The sequence below is a fragment of the Streptomyces sp. NPDC047525 genome (assembly GCF_040643025.1).
GTDB classification, from domain to species: Bacteria; Actinomycetota; Actinomycetes; order Streptomycetales; family Streptomycetaceae; genus Streptomyces; species Streptomyces durmitorensis.
Genome location: NZ_JBEYTL010000032.1, coordinates 34,768 through 49,416 on the forward strand (window position 1 = coordinate 34,768; position 14,649 = coordinate 49,416).

Sequence of the window (14,649 nt, forward strand, 5' to 3'; positions counted from 1 at the left end):
CCGCCACGGAGGCGGCCGGCCCGACGACTCCAGGCGCACGTTCGCCTGGGGGAGTTACTCCAAGAAGCTGTCGATGGGCACCGCGTCGTATTGCGTCGCGCCCGTCGTGGTGACGCCGCCAGCTGAGCCGGGCAGCCGCAGAGAATCGACGGCGCTCACATACAGGTCGGCCTGTCCGTCACCGTCCGTGTCGCGCAGCCGGACCAGGCCACCGAACTGATCGTCGGCCGACAGCGGACCCGGCACGCCAGGGGTGTTACGGGCGAACCACTGCGAACCGGCACCGGACAGGCCGCTCGCCCGCCCCTTGAAGACGTGCACGCCGCCCGCGTTGTCCTGGCCGTCGATCTCCTCGCCCCGCACGCCGACCGCGAGGTCCGCGTAGCCGTCGCCATTGACGTCACCCGCCGAGACGGATGAGCCGAACTCGTCGTAGTTCTCCGGCGATCCGGCGACGCCGCTCGTCGACTGGGTGAGGCGGGCGCTTCGGGACGGTCCGCCGGACGCGCCGTACCAGACGCTGACGCGGCCCTTGTGCTTCGAGTAGAGGGAGGTGCCGATGGCGATGTCGCCGTAGCCGTCCTTGTCGAAGTCGGCGATGACACCGTCGCCGCCGCGCTCGGAGCTGCCGCCGTTGCCGGACTGGGACTCCAGGCGCAGGCTCTTGCCCGGGGTGAGCGAGCTCGCGCCACCCTTGATGAACCAGGCGTCGGACGCGATGGATTCGGAGCTGACCACGTCGCCGATGATCGCGAGGTCGGTCTTCTTGTCGCCGTTGACCTTGCCGGAGATCAGGGACGAGGCGTAGAAGGACGTCGTCTTGTCGAGCTTGGTCACGGCGCCGGTGGTGCCGGAGCGCTTGAGCGGGCCGCGGTAGACGTAGGTCATGGATTCGTTGATGACGGCCAGGTCCTGCTTGCCGTCCCCGTTGAAGTCACCGGTCGCCAGGTCCTTGCCCATGTAGTTGTTGGGGCCCGGGTTCTTGTTCGGGAGAGTCGTGCCCTTGGACAGGCCGGAGGCGGAGCCCCACAGGATCGTCACGGCGCCCTGGTCGGCGCCGTTTGAGCCGTTCTCGCCGGTCGCCGCCACCGCGAGATCGCCGTACCCGTCGCCGTCGAAGTCCGCGGCGGCCCGTACTTCACCGAACATGTCGTCGGCCTCATCGGCTCCGGGCACGCCGGAGCTCGCCTGGGTGATGCGCTGCTGTCTGGAGCCGGGCCCGGTGGCGGTCCCGAAGACCACGGTGACGCCGCCGCCCCCTCTGGCGCTGAAGCTCGAATACGCGTAGTCGCGGTAGCCGTCGCCGTTGAAGTCGTCGCCGTGCTTCGCGGGCGCGGCGCTCGCTGCCGCGACGGGCAGGCTTAGGGGGATGAGACCCGCCACCAGGAAGGTGGCGAGCGGGGCTGTTGTGCGGATACGCATGGGTGTTGGGGTTCCTTATGAGTCGCGGAGGCGGTGGCCCCGGTCGCGGTGGGCGCGCCGCGCCGTTCACCGGAAGTGGCCCCGGGCGACGCGTGGGGCCGGCGAACAGGAGACGGATGGTGGGGCCGAAGGGTTGTACGTGGGCGCACACGTGACGCGGCGGCTCCCTGCTTGGTCTTCCGCTCCTCGCGATGGAGTACTGCGTGATCCGGGCCATCACCTGGGCCCTGCCCCACCGCCGGTCCATGCGGGCGTACCGCATGGTGGCGGTTTCGCTCGCGCTCGGTGTGTGTGCTTCTGCCCCTCCCAATGACGCCCTGCTTGCGCTCCTGCTGGGGGCGTCATTGGCCTGAAGCTGAGCCGTGAAAAGACACCTCACGATGCCAGCGGTCAAGCGGCGGCCACGGGGTGTGGAGAACGTGGTGATCCGGTTTGCCGTTCGGTCGCCGGCCACCTGAGGCCGTGCGTCACTACGCGGCCCAGCTACGGGAAGACGCGAACGCCGACAGCGCCCGGCGTCCGTGTGGAGCCGGGCACTGTCGGCGTTCGCGGTGCCTTCGGAGGTCGTCCGTTCAGGGCTCAGAACCACTGGACGGAACGGATCGGCCTCGCATGGCTGAAGTGGATGCCGGCCTTGTTGGGGACGACGTAACGCGTGCCCTTCCAGTTCTTCTTCGCGTACGCTGCTACGTCTCCTTTGTGTCCCGAGTAGCCGTTGTTGTACCCGGACTTGAACGTGGACGTCCTGCACCGCTTCGAGCCCCACTCCTTGAAGCTGACGCTGCGCGAGCACCGCTTCCCGGCGTAGTTCTTGCCGGTGTAGAAGCAGATACGTCCCTTCTTGCAGCTGGACGGAGCCGCCTTGCCCTTCACGGACCCGTCCACAGACACGGTCTTCACCTGGCTCGACTGAGTGGACCTGGCCCGCGGCGCGCTGTCCGCGACGGCGGTCAGCGCGCTTCCGCCCGCGACGGCGGCCGTGGCCGTGGCGCAGACAAGGACCTTGTGGATCTTGCGCATTGGTGTTCCCCCGGTCATTCATGAGAGGCGCTTGCACCCGCTACGCGGGCCGGACGAGAAGAACCCTAGGAATGCCGCGAATCCCCCACAATGCTCTTCGGCGCTGCCCGAAACACCGCCTGCGCACTGCCCTGCGCGATGCCCTGATCAACATCGGTGTATTTGGGCGTCGCGGTGCGGCGGCGCCCAGGGTGCAGGTGCCGCCGCCCATGGGAAGTAGCTCAGTCGGCCTGGTGGTCGGCCTGCTTGGGCAGGCAGAACATCAGGGCCCACATCAGGGCGAGGAGGCCGCTGACCCACCACAGCACGGTGACGAACGCGTCGCGGTTGACCGCGCCGTCGCGAGAGCCGCCGGTGATGGCGAAGAACACCACGGCGGTCAGCGCGGTGCCCAGCGCGATGCCCAGGTGAATGGCGGTGTTGAACAGGCCCGAGGCCGAGCCGGCGTCCTCGTGCGGGACCCTGGCCAGCGACAGATCGGCGAGCGGGCCGGAAACCATGCCCAAGCCGAAGCCGATCAGCACCACCGGAGCGGTCATCGCCAGCAGGGTCAGGTCGGCCTGGTGGCTGCCGATCTGGAGCCCGTAGGCGACCATCGCAGCGGTCGCGATGAGAACTCCGGCCTGCGGCAGACGGCGGGCGAAACGTCCGGCGGTCTGCGCCGCGATCGTCGCGCCGCCCAGTTCTCCCACGGAGAGCAGCATGAAGGCCACGGCCGCCTCAAGCGGGCTCAGGGCCAGTCCGCGCTGCAGATACAGCGTCCAGGTCATGAAGAACAGGCCGCACAGCAGGCCGTGCAGCAGGTCTGCGGCCATGCCCCCGGAGAACTGCCTGACCCGGAAGAGGGACAGGGTCACCAGCGGGGCGTTGCCCTGCCTGCACCGCTGGTGGCGCAGGAAGACACCGAGGACAAGGCCGCCGGCGGCGAGCATGACGACGCACCACAGCGGCCATCCGTGGGCGTGGCCCTCGGTGAGCGGGAAGAGGATCAGGACGATGGCCAGGCCGGACAGCAGCATGCCGACCAGGTCGAGCCGGTCGGCCTTGCGGACGGTCGATTCGGGGATGAACGTGCGTCCCAGGAGGAGTACGGTCAGCCCGACGGGCACGTTGACCAGGAAGATCGGCCGCCAGGACAGCCCGAACAGGTCGGCCTGGGTGAGCACGCCGCCCAGGACCGGGCCCAGGACGTTGGCGATGGCCATGACGGCCCCGTACAGGCCGAATGCCTTGCTGCGGTTCTGGCCCTCGAAGGTGACATGCATGGTCGCCAGGACCTGCGGGATCATCACGGCCACGCCGACGCCCTGGAGCAGGCGGGCGCCGATCAGTACGCCCGGGCCAGTGGCCAGTCCGCACAGCAGCGAGGCGGTGGTGAACACGACGGTGCCGATGAGCAGGATCCTGCGGCGGCCGTAGATGTCACCGAGCCGTCCGCCGGTGATCAGCCCGACGGCGACGGGCAGGGAGTAGGCGGTGGTCAGCCACTGCACCGCGACCGGTCCGGCGCCGGTCGACTCCTGGATCGCGGGCAGGGCGGTCAGGACGACCGACTGGTCGAGCATGTTCATCAGCTCGGCGGTCAGCAGTACCAGGAGGGCGATCCAGGCCCCCATGGCCATCTTCGAGGGTCCAGGAGATGGGTGGGTCGGGGTCTGGGTGGTGGTGTGCTCTGGCTCGTTGCCGAGCGCGGAGGAAGACAAGACAGGAGCTCCTGATCCAAAGGAATCGGGGGAGCCCTGCCGACAGCCGCACCGGGGACGGAAAACACGAAACCCGGGGCAGACGGCAGAGCTGCACCCGGGACAGAAAACTGCGGGGAAGAGTGACGCAACTCAGGCCAGCGCGACGTCCGCCCCCAGACACGTGCGACACAACAGCACGCGGGGAACACGGACGACTACATGGCCTGGTTGATAAGACGTCACCCCAAGATCGACACAGAAGGAACAGGAAGTCCGGTCACTGCCACCGAAGCCTCGGCACAGCAACTCGAAAGAGTACAACACCCGCACGGCCCGCCGCACACCAGAACGGACCCGCCCCTGCCCGGCCGCAACACTCAGCCTCCACTGTAAGAAGCGGTCCTTTGCCCGAATCCGGCAGGCTACGCGCAGCGGGGTGTCGTCGCAGCTCAGAGCGCCTGAGGTACCGGCCGCGTGTCAGTGGCCCCTGGCAGACTCGAGAGCATGATGCCCAGGTCGAAATTCACACCGCTCCCGAACGAACAGGGGGAGCGCATCAAGCCCCTCCTCCCGCCGGCCGAGAGCCGGACGGGGCGAGCGGTCGGGGACCTCGACGTGACCGCGGGCGGGCATTGAGATGGCCGATTTCAAAGATGAACTGTCGCCGGAGCTCATCGGGCGTCTTGCAGGCGAACTCGCGGGTGCCTCGGCCTCGTTCGACCGGGCGGCGTTCGAGCAGCTCGCGGGCACCGGTATCGGTGACCTGGAGCTGAAGGCCCGTATCGACTGGATCGCCCGTGCCCTCGCGGCGACGATGCCGACGTCCCCCGAGGAAGCCGGCCGGGTGATCCGTGGTGCCCTCGCCAGCGGGGGCCTCACGGGGTGGGCTTCCATGCCCGTCAACGCCTACGTCGCCTCGGCGCTGCTGGACCGGCCCGATGTCGCGCTGCCGCTGCTGGCCGCGCTCACTTCCCGCTACACCGCCGAGTTCGCTGTCCGCCCGTTCGTCGAAGCCCACTACGAGGTCACGATGGACCAGCTCAGGGCGTGGACCACCGACCCGGACGAACACGTTCGGCGGCTCGTCTCGGAGGGCACGCGCCCGCGGCTGCCCTGGGCGTCACAGCTCTCGCGGTTCGTCGCCGACCCCGCTCCCGCGCTGGCCCTCCTGGAGCCTCTCGTCAACGACGAGTCCCTCTACGTGCGCCGTTCCGTGGCGAACCACCTCAACGACATCAGCAAGGACCACCCCGACCTCGTCCTCGTCACCGCGCGGCGATGGCTTCGCGGCAGCACGCAGGGCGATTTCGTCGTACGCCACGGCCTGCGGACACTCGTCAAGCGAGGACACCCGGAGGCTCTCGCGGTTCTCGGGTTCGATCACCATGCTCCGATCGAGATCACGGACCTCGCCTGCTCGCCCTCCACCATCTCCATCGGGGAGGCGACCACCGTCACCTTCGCGCTGCATGCCACCGACGCGACGAGAGCGGCGATCGACTACATAGTCCACTACCAAGGGGTTCGCGGCCCCAGGGCGGGCAAGGTGTTCAAGCTGACCACCCGGGACCTCCCCGCGGGCCAGGCGGTCGGCTTCTCACGCCGGCACCGGTTCGAGTGCCTCTCGGTCCGCACGATCCACCCCGGCCCGCACCGCATCGAGGTCCAGGCCAACGGACGCGTCCTCGGCGCGACCGAGGTCCACATCACCGCTGCCGAAACATCGCAAGGCCCAGCCTGAGCCTGCTGAACTGAACGCCCAGCGGCCCGGGACGGACCCATGCGACCACCCACACCCAGGTCTCGGCGGCCCGAAGGGGGCCGCCTCCGCCATTGACGGCCCCCGTCGGCAGCCGCGCGACTTCGCCTGACCCACTCTCGAATCACAGAGGCGGCCCATCCTCACCAGCTGAACCGCCACTGTCGCACGTCCCGCCCGGCCACGTCAGCGGACCGGCTGACGCTGCGTTCCAGCGCGCCGCTATCGACGACGCGCAGGGGGCCGGGGCGGATGCGCGGGCAAGGGGGCAGTCGGCTGCTGTGGATGTTGCTGAAACCATCACCCCTCGCTCATGGGGTTCGAATATCTAGCCGTTGGCCTGACGGAAATCTATGTCGGCTGGAGTAGACATTGGGTGGTGGTGTGGTTATGGTTTCTCTCGTAGCCAGAAAGACAGCAGGGCCCGGCAGAGATGAACTGCCGGGCAGCAGTACCCGCAGGTGCAGTACGCAGGACGGTGCGGTGGTGGAGTTCCGAAGCCAGGGTTGATGCAGGACGGTGACGGGACTGACGACCGGACCGGGTGGCCCGCAGTGATCAGGGGCCGCCGTGAGCAGGACCGCAGTTCACGCAAGTGCAGTACAGGTAAGTGCAGTTCGCAGTACCCAGCAGTGCAGGCAAGTGAGCAGCACCTCGGTGAAGGCGTCGGCTGCGGGCGCGCGCACCGGGAGGTTCGGCAGTGGGGTTCTAAGCCAGAGCGGATGCAGGAGAGGCGACGGGGCTGGCTGCCGAAGAGTGACGCTCCATCAGGTCACCAGCAGTTCGCACCACCCAGCAGTATGCAGTTCCCGTAAGTAGCAAGTGATCCAAGAGGGATGAACGGAGGAACCAGGCGCCATCAGGATCGCCCGGACGGAGTGTTGAGTCCGGGTACCGCAGGACATCGATAGTGAGGTGGTCTCCGGTCAAGCAACCGCGATCCCCGCAATCCCGACGCCTTCCAGGTCGGGTCAGCGGAAACAGAAGGCCGGCGCAGTACCAGGGCCGGCAGATGGTGTAGCAGTTTCCTTCGGGGCCCGGGTGCCAGTACGGCACCCGGGCCCCTCCACGCGTTCCACAGAGTTGCATAGAGAGGTGCAGATGACCGCAGACGACTCGTTCGGCCGTCTCGATGACGACGACTACCCCGCCTACACGATGGGCCGAGCCGCCGAGATACTCGGCACCACACAAGGCTTCCTCCGCGCCATCGGCGAAGCCCGCCTCATCACACCGCTGCGATCCGCGGGCGGCCACCGCCGCTACTCCCGCTACCAGCTGCGCATCGCCGCCCGTGCCCGCGAACTCGTCGACCAGGGCACCCCCATCGAGGCCGCCTGTCGCATCGTCATCCTCGAAGACCAGCTCGAAGAAGCCCAACGCATCAACACCGAATACCGCCGCACTTCCGGAACGGCACACCCCACCACCGCGGTCTGAGAACCTGCTGCGAAAGGTCATGCCAAGGGTCGCTGACACAGGCTGACCACACGCTGGATGGTCAAGGTCCTGGCCGGATGGGGCGGTCAGTCACCGGGGCCGACTGCGGGCGCCGCCCCTACTTGGTCGTGTGCGTGGGGTAGACCTCGACGTCGGTGTAGGCGCCCTTGATGTTCCCCGCGCTCGCGGGCCACTCCAGGGTCACGGAGTGGGTCTCGTTCGGGGGCGTCACCAGGATGTTGGTGGGGTGCGAGAGGCTCTCTCCGCTGTTGTCGATGTCGTAGGACAGGTTGAAGACAGCGGCGTCGCCGGGCTTCAACGTGGTGATACGCGGCTGGGCCTGGCCGCGCTCGATGGGGTTGGAGGTGTTGTCGGCGTCCTTGATGTCGACGCCCGCGAAGCCCGTGGCCGAACAGGTGGCCGAACCCCGGTTGATCATGGTGATGTCGATCCTGCCGGAGGCCTCGTCGGGCGCGGCGTCCCGGGTGTTGATGGCCAGGTCCTCCGTCTTGCAGAACGTGACCTTGGCGCCGGTCTTCACTGCGCCGTTCGCGGCGTCGGCGTTGGCCTTGGTGTCCTGTCCGGAGCCCGACTTCGCGTCGCTGGCCTCCGACTTCGAGCCGCCGTCCGAGGACGAAGAAGACGAGGATCCCTTGGAGGACGAATCCTTCCCGGAGTCGTCGCCGCCACAGGCGGTGAGCGAGAGGCTGGCGGCGACGCTGATGGCGGCAAGAGCGGCGATGCGGGTGTACTTCACGGTGTTCCCCCAGAAGGAGCGCGGTGCGTGCGGTCTGAAGTATTTGTATCCCGCACCGAGTTACAGGCTGTCCTCCGCGACGTCTTCGTTCTGTCACAGGCGGCCGACTCAGCAGATCACCGGTCACTTCGGCCACACCTCGTTGGCCTGCGCGTTTCAGGTTCTGAGGAGTGTCGTGATGCCGTGCTCACGGCATGACGGCACCAAGTCTCTTCTCAGCGGATCCGCGTGACTGCCACTGTCGCGTGCCGTGTTGTGCCCGCCTCGACTTCCACCACCAGCCCGGCCCCGGTGGTCGTGTACGCCTCCCCGTCATCCGTCCGCGCCGACACCCCGGCCCCGACTCGGCGACGAGGCGGGCGACTTCGGCCACGATCGGCGGAGCCAGCGCCTGTGACAGCATCCGGGGCCCGTTCGGCGGGCGCTGCCGCACGACCGGGACGGCCGGCGGGTCCGACGTATCCCACGACCTCGGCGTCCACGGTCTCGCTGTGCCACTGGTGGAGTGTCGGTATTCGAGGGTTGCAGTATTCGCCCGCGGGGGAGAGCACTCCCACACCCGGCCCGGTCACGTCAGCGGTGACGAGGCGTACAGCTCTCGCCGCAGCGGGCGCTGTTTGCGCGAAGACGCCGGATCAAGAAGAAGACCGACCTCTTGCGGTGAACCCTCTTGCGGTGAACCCGCACCGTACGGCCCCCTCCCGGCAGCGGCAATCCCGCGCGGCAGAAGGCCCACCCGTCGCTACGACGTTCACGGCGCCGGTACGGCTCCGATCTGCTGCATCACCCCGAGGAGGTCGGGCTGGCCGCGTTCGCCGACGATCCGGCCGTCGGCCAGGTAGTAGAAGTTCATGGCCTGCACCGAGATCGTGTTGCCGCTCGCCGGGATCCCGAAGAATTCACCGTCGTGGGTTCCCCGCATGGTGAACCGCGCGGCCACGGTGTCGCCTTCGGTGACCGTCTCCTCCAGCGTCCACTCCACATCCGAGAAGCCGCCGCGCATCATCCCGAGGACTTCCAAGTACCCATCGGGCCCCCGCAGCGGTTCCGGATGACTGGGCGCGTGGAACACCGCGTCCGGAGAAATGACCTCGCGGGCGAGATCCTCGTTGCCCGTGTTGATGAACTCGACGAAGCGGTTCATCACTGACTCGGTGGACTGCGATGGCATCTTGCTGTGCCTCTCCAGAGACGTTTCGGCGGGTACCCGCGAGCGTAACATCGAATCGATGTTTACATCGATTCGATGTTCGCGTGCGAAGATGGACTCATGCTGGAACTCGCGATACTCGGCTTCCTCGCCGAAGGACCCCTGCCCGGACACGAGCTGCGCCGCCGCGTCTCACAGCTGACCGGCTATACGCGGCCGGTCAGTGACGGCAGCCTGTATCCGGCGATCAATCGTCTGACCAAGGCGGGCTTGATCGAGCGGCGCTCCGCCCCGGCCGCGGGGGCGGCCCGGTACGTGCTCAGCCTGACCGCGGCCGGACGGGCCGACATGCTTCAGCGCCTGCGCAAGCCCGCCGACCACGAGATCACCGACTTCACCCGGTTCTACATCGTCCTGGCCTTCCTCTCCCAGCTGCCCGACGTGACCGAACAGCACGCGGTGCTGCGCAGACGGCTGGAGTTCCTGGAAGAACCGGCGAGCTTCTTCTACGACAACGAGCGGCCCCTGCGTGCCGAGGAGATCGCCGACCCCTACCGGCGGGGCATGCTGCTCACCGCCCGCGCCACCAGTCGCGCGGAGCGGACCTGGCTGCGCGAGACCCTCGGGGACGAAGCCCCCGTATTCGACACCGGATGCGTCGACAGCGACCCGCATGCGCCCGCCGCTCCCGCGACCTGACCGCCCACGGAGGTGCCCCCATGCTTGCTTCCTGGTACGACACCCAGGGCCCCGCCGCCGATGTCCTGCACGTCGGCGAACTCCCTGATCCCGTCCCCGGCCCCGGCGAGGTCCGCGTCCGTGTCACCGTCTCGGGCGTCAACCCCGGCGACACCAAGAAGCGGCGCGGCTGGCTCGGCTCGTCCATGCCCTTCCCACAAGTGATCCCGCACAGCGACGCCGCCGGAGTCATCGACGCCGTGGGCACCCAAGTCGACGCCCGGCGCGTCGGACAGCGGGTCTGGGTGTACGGCGCCCAGTCCTACCGCCCCTTCGGCACAGCCGCCCAGTACACCGTCGTACCCGACCACCAAGCCGTACTTCTGCCAGACCATCTGACTGATGAGCTGGGGGCGAGCCTCGGCATCCCCGGCATCACCGCCCACCGCACCGTCTTCGCCGACGGCCCGGTCGACGGCCAACTGGTCCTGGTCCACGGAGTCCTCGGCGGCGTCGGCTCCCTGGCCGCCCAGCTCGTCCACTGGGCCGGGGCGACTGTGATCGCGACCGTCCGCCGCACCGCGGACCTCGACCGCGTCGACCCGGCCGTCGTCTCCCACGCCGTCGCCCTGGATACCGGCGACCCCGCCGCGGCCATCCGCTCGTACGCGCCACGGGGCGTTGACCGGATCATCGAGGTCGCGCTGTCCGACAACGCCGATCTCGACAACGCCGTCGCCGCCAACAACGCCGTCATCGCCGCCTACGCCACCCGCACGGACCGCACCGAGATCCCCTTCTGGCCCTTGCTGTTCAACAACGTCACCCTGCGACTGCTCGGCAGCGACGACTTCCCCGCCAGGGCCAAGCGCCAGGCCGCCCGCGACCTCACCTCCGCAGCCGCCGTCGGCGCCCTCACCGTCGCAGTCGGCCACCGTCACCCGCTGGACGACATCGCCAAGGCCCACGACCACGTCGACGCCGGCAGTGGCCACGACCGCATCCTGGTCACCATCCCCCTATAGCGCGGACTCGGAACACTGCCCTGCTCAACTGCCTAAATCTGCGGGGCGGCCCGTCGCGCTGCCAAGTATTCGGACCAATTCCGGCCGGCGAGGGTGACTCAGCGTTCGGCTGTCTTGGGGCGGCTGGCGAGCAGGTCGGCGATGACCATGGGCGGCAGTTCCTGTTTCGGATCTTCTTCCAGATTCGGGCGGCCCGGTACACAGTGCTCGCGCGTTTCGCGACGACGCCTTCGATGCCCTGCGCGGGCAGGTGCGTGTACCAGGCGAGTGCGACCTCCGGGTCGTCCGTCGCGGGTGTCGGCTGGATCGGTGGCGGCACATCGGCGAGCACGTCCAGGAGCCCGGCCCGACGCTCCGTGTACGGGCGCCCGCGCGGGTCCATGCCGTCGGCCATGAGGCAGTCCCACACCGAAGCGCGCGGGTTCGCGGATTCTCGGAGTACCAAGACAGCGAACCCGCTCGCCGGATCACCATTGGAAGAAGTTCCGGAGCGGGTTTCGCCGTGCCAACGAGGAGGCGCAGGGGCCACGCCCCGCTGCGGCTGCGCGTGCGCGTGTACGGGCTTTCCGGAATTGGGGCCGGGCGGGGCAGGTGAACGTGTTCCCGGCCCCTGTCAGTTCTGCGTCACCGTTCCCGCCTTGCGCCGCGAGGCGGCCAGCAGGCCCAGTGGCACCAGCGCCAGAAGGGCGAGGACCATGCCAGTCAGAGGCGGCCCCTGCAGGGCCAAGGCGGAGGTGAGGGCGGCGCCCCCGAGCCAGGAGCCGAGGGCGATGCCGACCTGGAACGCGGACGTGGCCAGCGCCATGGGCAGGGCCCGGCCGGCTCCGGCGACGCGGACCACCTCACCGACCACGACCGGGTTGGTCGCGAAGCCGGCGGCGCCGAGCAGCACGACCAGGACCACGGCGAGCACGCTGCTGGTGGCCCACAGGGTGATCGCGGCCAGGATCGCGGCGGTGGCCGCGGTCGCGGGGATGAGGGTGCCGTAGGGCTTGCTGTCGCCGCGGCGTCCGCCGAGCGTGGTGCCGGCCAGCGCGCCTGCGCCGAAGCCGAGCATGGCCAGCGGCACCGCCGCCTCGGCGAGGCCGGCGCCGTCGGTCAGCAACGGGGCGACGTAGCTGTAGGCGGCCATGATGCCGCCCTGGATGAGAGCGATGGCCAGGTAGACCAGCCACAGGCGCGGGTGCTTGAGCGAGGCCGTCTCGGCGCGCAGAGTGCTGTCGGCACCATCGCGGTCGGCGGGCAGCTGGCGGACGATCACAGCGGCGGCGGCCACGGCGAGGGCGGCGAGTACCCAGAAGGGGGTCTGCCAGCCGGACAGCTGGCCTGCGGCGGTGCCCAGGGGCACGCCGACGACGTTGGAGAGGGTGGTGCCGCCGACCATGACGCCCATGGCGCGGGTGCTGGCGGCCGGGCCAGCGGCGGCGGTCGCGATCACTGCGCCCACGGCCCAGAAGGTGCCGTTGCCCAGCGCCGCGGCGAACCGGCCCACCATGGCGAGCCCCAGGCTGGAGCTCAGGGCGCCGACGACGTGGCCGGCGGCGAAGACGAGCAGTGCGGCGATCAATGCGTTGCGGCGTGGCAGGCGCAGGGTGGCCAGGGACATCACGGGGGCGCCGATCATCATGCCGACGGCGAAGATGGTGATCAGCATCCCGGCGCTGGACACGCTCACCCCGAGGGCGCCGGAGAGCTGCGGCAGCAGGCCGGTGACGATCATCTCGCTGGTGCCCATGATGAAGGTGATGGCACCCAACAGCCATACCACCGGCGGCAGTTTGACCTTCCCTGTGAGGGCGGGCGCGCTGCCGTCGTACTCCGGCGAAGCGCCGGATGCGGGGCCTTGCCCGGTGGTGGAGGAGGGGGACGCGGCGGAAGTCACCGAGGGTCCTTTCGATCGGACGGCACGCCCGGCGGGCGCTGGAGAGCGACCGGGGGCGGACGTGCCGTGGGGACGTACCGGCGGGGGCGTCAACACCCCGCCGAGATCTACGGAACCAGCCGCGACGGTTGGCAAACAGTCACGTTTGTGAGGGGTAACGGCAGAGCCCCCTTCAAGCCAAGACCTGTGGGGAGCACGGCAGCACGGCAGCACGCCGGCAGGAGGAGGTCGCCGCAGCAGACGGCAACGCTCACCCGAGTGCAGGCGGGCGTGGACCGGAAGGCGGGACGGGGCTGGGAGTCAGCCCTCGGCGCCGGACTGCTCCGCGGCCGTTTCCTGCTGCCGAGTGGCGGCCCAGCTGGCCAGGAGCTGCAGGGCGTCGGCGGCCGGTGTACCGGGATCGGCGCTGTAGACGGTGAGGGACAGGCCGTCGTCACCGGGCAGGTCCAAGGTCTCGTGGACCAGCTCCATCTCGCCCACCGCCGGGTGCAGGAACCGCTTCGTGCCCTCGGTGAAGACGTGCACGTCTTGCGCGCCCCACAGGGTGCGGAAGGCGTCACTGCGGGTCGACAGCTCACCGATCAGGTTCGACAGCTCGCGATCGTAGGGGTTCTTGGCGACCTCGACCCGCAGCACCCCTACGCCTTCGCGTGCGACGCGGTCCCAGTCGGGGTAGAGGCGGGTGGCCCGTGGGTCGAGGAAGACGAACCGGCAGGTGTTGACCGGTTCGGTCTCGAACAACTCGCAGTGCAGGGCCCGGGCGAGTGGATTGGCGGCCAGGATGTCCATGCGCCGGTTGCGTAGGTAGGCGGGCTGGTCGTGCAGGCCCTCGACGATGCGCAGCACACTGGGCCGCACCGTCGCCTTCTTCGGCCGGCGCTGGCCGCGGGCCGGGCCGGTGTTCGCCGAACGCGCCAGGGCGTACAGGTGGTCCCGCTCGGTGTCGCCCAGGCGCAGGGCCTGGGCGAGGGCGTCCAGCACGCTGTCGGAGACACCGGCGAGGTTCCCGCGCTCCAGGCGCGTGTAGTACTCGACACTCACTCCGGCCAGCATCGCGACCTCGCCCCGGCGCAACCCCGGCACACGCCGCTGCCCGTACACCGGCAGGCCTGCCTGCTCCGGGGTGATCTTAGCGCGGCGCGATTTCAGGAATGCGCAGACTTCGTCCCGGTTGTCCATACGGCCAGCGTAGGGAGCAGAAGCCGAAGGTGGGGGACCCTGCCGTTACCCCTCACGGCAGATACTCCTCCACCCCCTTCTCGTCGTGTGACGAATTGGGCGACAGTCAGGTGCAGATTCCCAAGCGGTGCATCTTCACTTAGGGTGGGGCCGATCGATTCCATAATTAATCTATCTCTTAAAAATGAAGCACCGTACCGAATAGAGTCCCAATTACGCCTGGAGCTGACTAGCCATCAGGCGGCCTGATGGCTAGTCAGCTCCACCCTGCGAGTAGCGCCCCAGTCTTCACGCCCCCTACCGCTTTTCTTGCCGATGCCGGGCCGTCAGGCTTGCGGACACCCCAGCCCAGTAGCCAGCCCGATCCGCCTTAGCTAGCGGCCCTTGACGGTCCTGGAGGCGAAGCAAGAAGGGCCGTTGGGTGGGGGAGAGAGGCGGACCCACTGGGCCGGAGCGCAGCGGAGGCCCCCACTCCGGGAGCGCAGCGGACGGAGTGTCACCCGCCTTGCGCAGCAAGGCGGGTGTGCGTGGGGCGCAGCCCCACGCTGGCGCTCCCGCGGAGTGGGAGCGCAACACCCGGGCGCAGCCCGGGTGTTCGCTTGCATATCGCGCAGCGATATGGTACCCGCTCCAGATAGTAATAGCACACCTC

At 68.9% G+C, this 14,649-nt stretch carries 12 protein-coding genes; 4 read left to right on the plus strand and 8 right to left on the minus strand.

Features of this window, described 5'->3' with window-relative positions; translation table 11 throughout:
- Positions 1 to 54: 54 nt before the first annotated feature.
- From ABZ833_RS44225 to ABZ833_RS44235, 3 genes are all read right to left on the minus strand, one after another.
- Positions 55 to 1,422, minus strand: a complete 1,368-nt coding sequence (locus ABZ833_RS44225; RefSeq protein WP_361059351.1) for an FG-GAP and VCBS repeat-containing protein — start codon at positions 1,420 to 1,422, stop codon at positions 55 to 57.
- A gap of 579 nt (positions 1,423 to 2,001) precedes the next feature.
- Positions 2,002 to 2,442 carry a peptidase inhibitor family I36 protein gene (locus ABZ833_RS44230; protein WP_361059353.1) on the minus strand — a complete coding sequence of 147 codons (441 nt, stop codon included), beginning with the start codon at positions 2,440 to 2,442 and terminating at the stop codon, positions 2,002 to 2,004.
- 221 nt (positions 2,443 to 2,663) lie between these two features.
- The gene (locus ABZ833_RS44235; RefSeq protein ID WP_361059355.1) at positions 2,664 to 4,145 is read right to left on the minus strand and encodes an MFS transporter; all 1,482 of its coding nucleotides are present in this window, start codon (positions 4,143 to 4,145) and stop codon (positions 2,664 to 2,666) included.
- 619 nt (positions 4,146 to 4,764) lie between these two features.
- On the opposite strand from ABZ833_RS44235, the gene ABZ833_RS44240 reads away from it, so the two are divergent.
- Positions 4,765 to 5,868 carry a DNA alkylation repair protein gene (locus ABZ833_RS44240; RefSeq protein WP_361059357.1) on the plus strand — a complete coding sequence of 368 codons (1,104 nt, stop codon included), beginning with the start codon at positions 4,765 to 4,767 and terminating at the stop codon, positions 5,866 to 5,868.
- 1,119 nt (positions 5,869 to 6,987) lie between these two features.
- Complete coding sequence (locus ABZ833_RS44245; RefSeq protein ID WP_361059359.1) at positions 6,988 to 7,326, plus strand: MerR family transcriptional regulator; 339 nt, start codon at positions 6,988 to 6,990, stop codon at positions 7,324 to 7,326.
- Between the two features lie 118 nt (positions 7,327 to 7,444).
- Here ABZ833_RS44245 and ABZ833_RS44250 read toward each other — a convergent pair whose 3' ends face one another.
- Positions 7,445 to 8,083, minus strand: a complete 639-nt coding sequence (locus tag ABZ833_RS44250; protein WP_361059361.1) for a DUF4232 domain-containing protein — start codon at positions 8,081 to 8,083, stop codon at positions 7,445 to 7,447.
- Between the two features lie 751 nt (positions 8,084 to 8,834).
- On the minus strand, positions 8,835 to 9,254 hold the full coding sequence (locus tag ABZ833_RS44255; RefSeq protein WP_361059363.1) for an ester cyclase: 420 nt from the start codon (positions 9,252 to 9,254) through the stop codon (positions 8,835 to 8,837).
- 99 nt (positions 9,255 to 9,353) lie between these two features.
- Here ABZ833_RS44255 and ABZ833_RS44260 point away from each other — a divergent pair, with 99 nt between their 5' ends.
- The gene (locus tag ABZ833_RS44260; protein WP_361059365.1) at positions 9,354 to 9,932 is read left to right on the plus strand and encodes a PadR family transcriptional regulator; all 579 of its coding nucleotides are present in this window, start codon (positions 9,354 to 9,356) and stop codon (positions 9,930 to 9,932) included.
- A 20-nt stretch (positions 9,933 to 9,952) separates the two neighbouring features.
- The gene (locus tag ABZ833_RS44265; RefSeq protein ID WP_361059367.1) at positions 9,953 to 10,936 is read left to right on the plus strand and encodes an NADPH:quinone reductase; all 984 of its coding nucleotides are present in this window, start codon (positions 9,953 to 9,955) and stop codon (positions 10,934 to 10,936) included.
- On the opposite strand, the gene ABZ833_RS44270 is transcribed toward ABZ833_RS44265, so the two are convergent.
- The 3 genes from ABZ833_RS44270 to ABZ833_RS44280 form a co-directional block, all read right to left on the minus strand.
- Positions 10,920 to 11,465 (minus strand): hypothetical protein, encoded by a 546-nt coding sequence (locus tag ABZ833_RS44270; protein WP_361059369.1) that lies wholly within the window; start codon positions 11,463 to 11,465, stop codon positions 10,920 to 10,922. The two genes, ABZ833_RS44265 and ABZ833_RS44270, sit on opposite strands and share 17 nt — an antisense overlap.
- An 84-nt stretch (positions 11,466 to 11,549) precedes the next feature.
- Positions 11,550 to 12,818 (minus strand): MFS transporter, encoded by a 1,269-nt coding sequence (locus tag ABZ833_RS44275; RefSeq protein WP_361059371.1) that lies wholly within the window; start codon positions 12,816 to 12,818, stop codon positions 11,550 to 11,552.
- Between the two features lie 300 nt (positions 12,819 to 13,118).
- Positions 13,119 to 13,997, minus strand: a complete 879-nt coding sequence (locus tag ABZ833_RS44280) for a helix-turn-helix transcriptional regulator (protein WP_361059373.1) — start codon at positions 13,995 to 13,997, stop codon at positions 13,119 to 13,121.
- Positions 13,998 to 14,649: the final 652 nt, after the last annotated feature.

What these genes read in the sequence shown, in the direction of transcription:
- ABZ833_RS44225 (WP_361059351.1), bottom strand. Translation starts at nt 1,422, where the DNA reads ATGCGTATCCGCACAACAGCCCCGCTCGCCACCTTCCTGGTGGCGGGT.
- ABZ833_RS44280 (WP_361059373.1), bottom strand. Translation starts at nt 13,997, where the DNA reads ATGGACAACCGGGACGAAGTCTGCGCATTCCTGAAATCGCGCCGCGCT.
- ABZ833_RS44230 (WP_361059353.1), bottom strand. Translation starts at nt 2,442, where the DNA reads ATGCGCAAGATCCACAAGGTCCTTGTCTGCGCCACGGCCACGGCCGCC.
- ABZ833_RS44260 (WP_361059365.1), top strand. Translation starts at nt 9,354, where the DNA reads ATGCTGGAACTCGCGATACTCGGCTTCCTCGCCGAAGGACCCCTGCCC.
- ABZ833_RS44265 (WP_361059367.1), top strand. Translation starts at nt 9,953, where the DNA reads ATGCTTGCTTCCTGGTACGACACCCAGGGCCCCGCCGCCGATGTCCTG.
- ABZ833_RS44255 (WP_361059363.1), bottom strand. Translation starts at nt 9,254, where the DNA reads ATGCCATCGCAGTCCACCGAGTCAGTGATGAACCGCTTCGTCGAGTTC.
- ABZ833_RS44240 (WP_361059357.1), top strand. Translation starts at nt 4,765, where the DNA reads ATGGCCGATTTCAAAGATGAACTGTCGCCGGAGCTCATCGGGCGTCTT.
- ABZ833_RS44245 (WP_361059359.1), top strand. Translation starts at nt 6,988, where the DNA reads ATGACCGCAGACGACTCGTTCGGCCGTCTCGATGACGACGACTACCCC.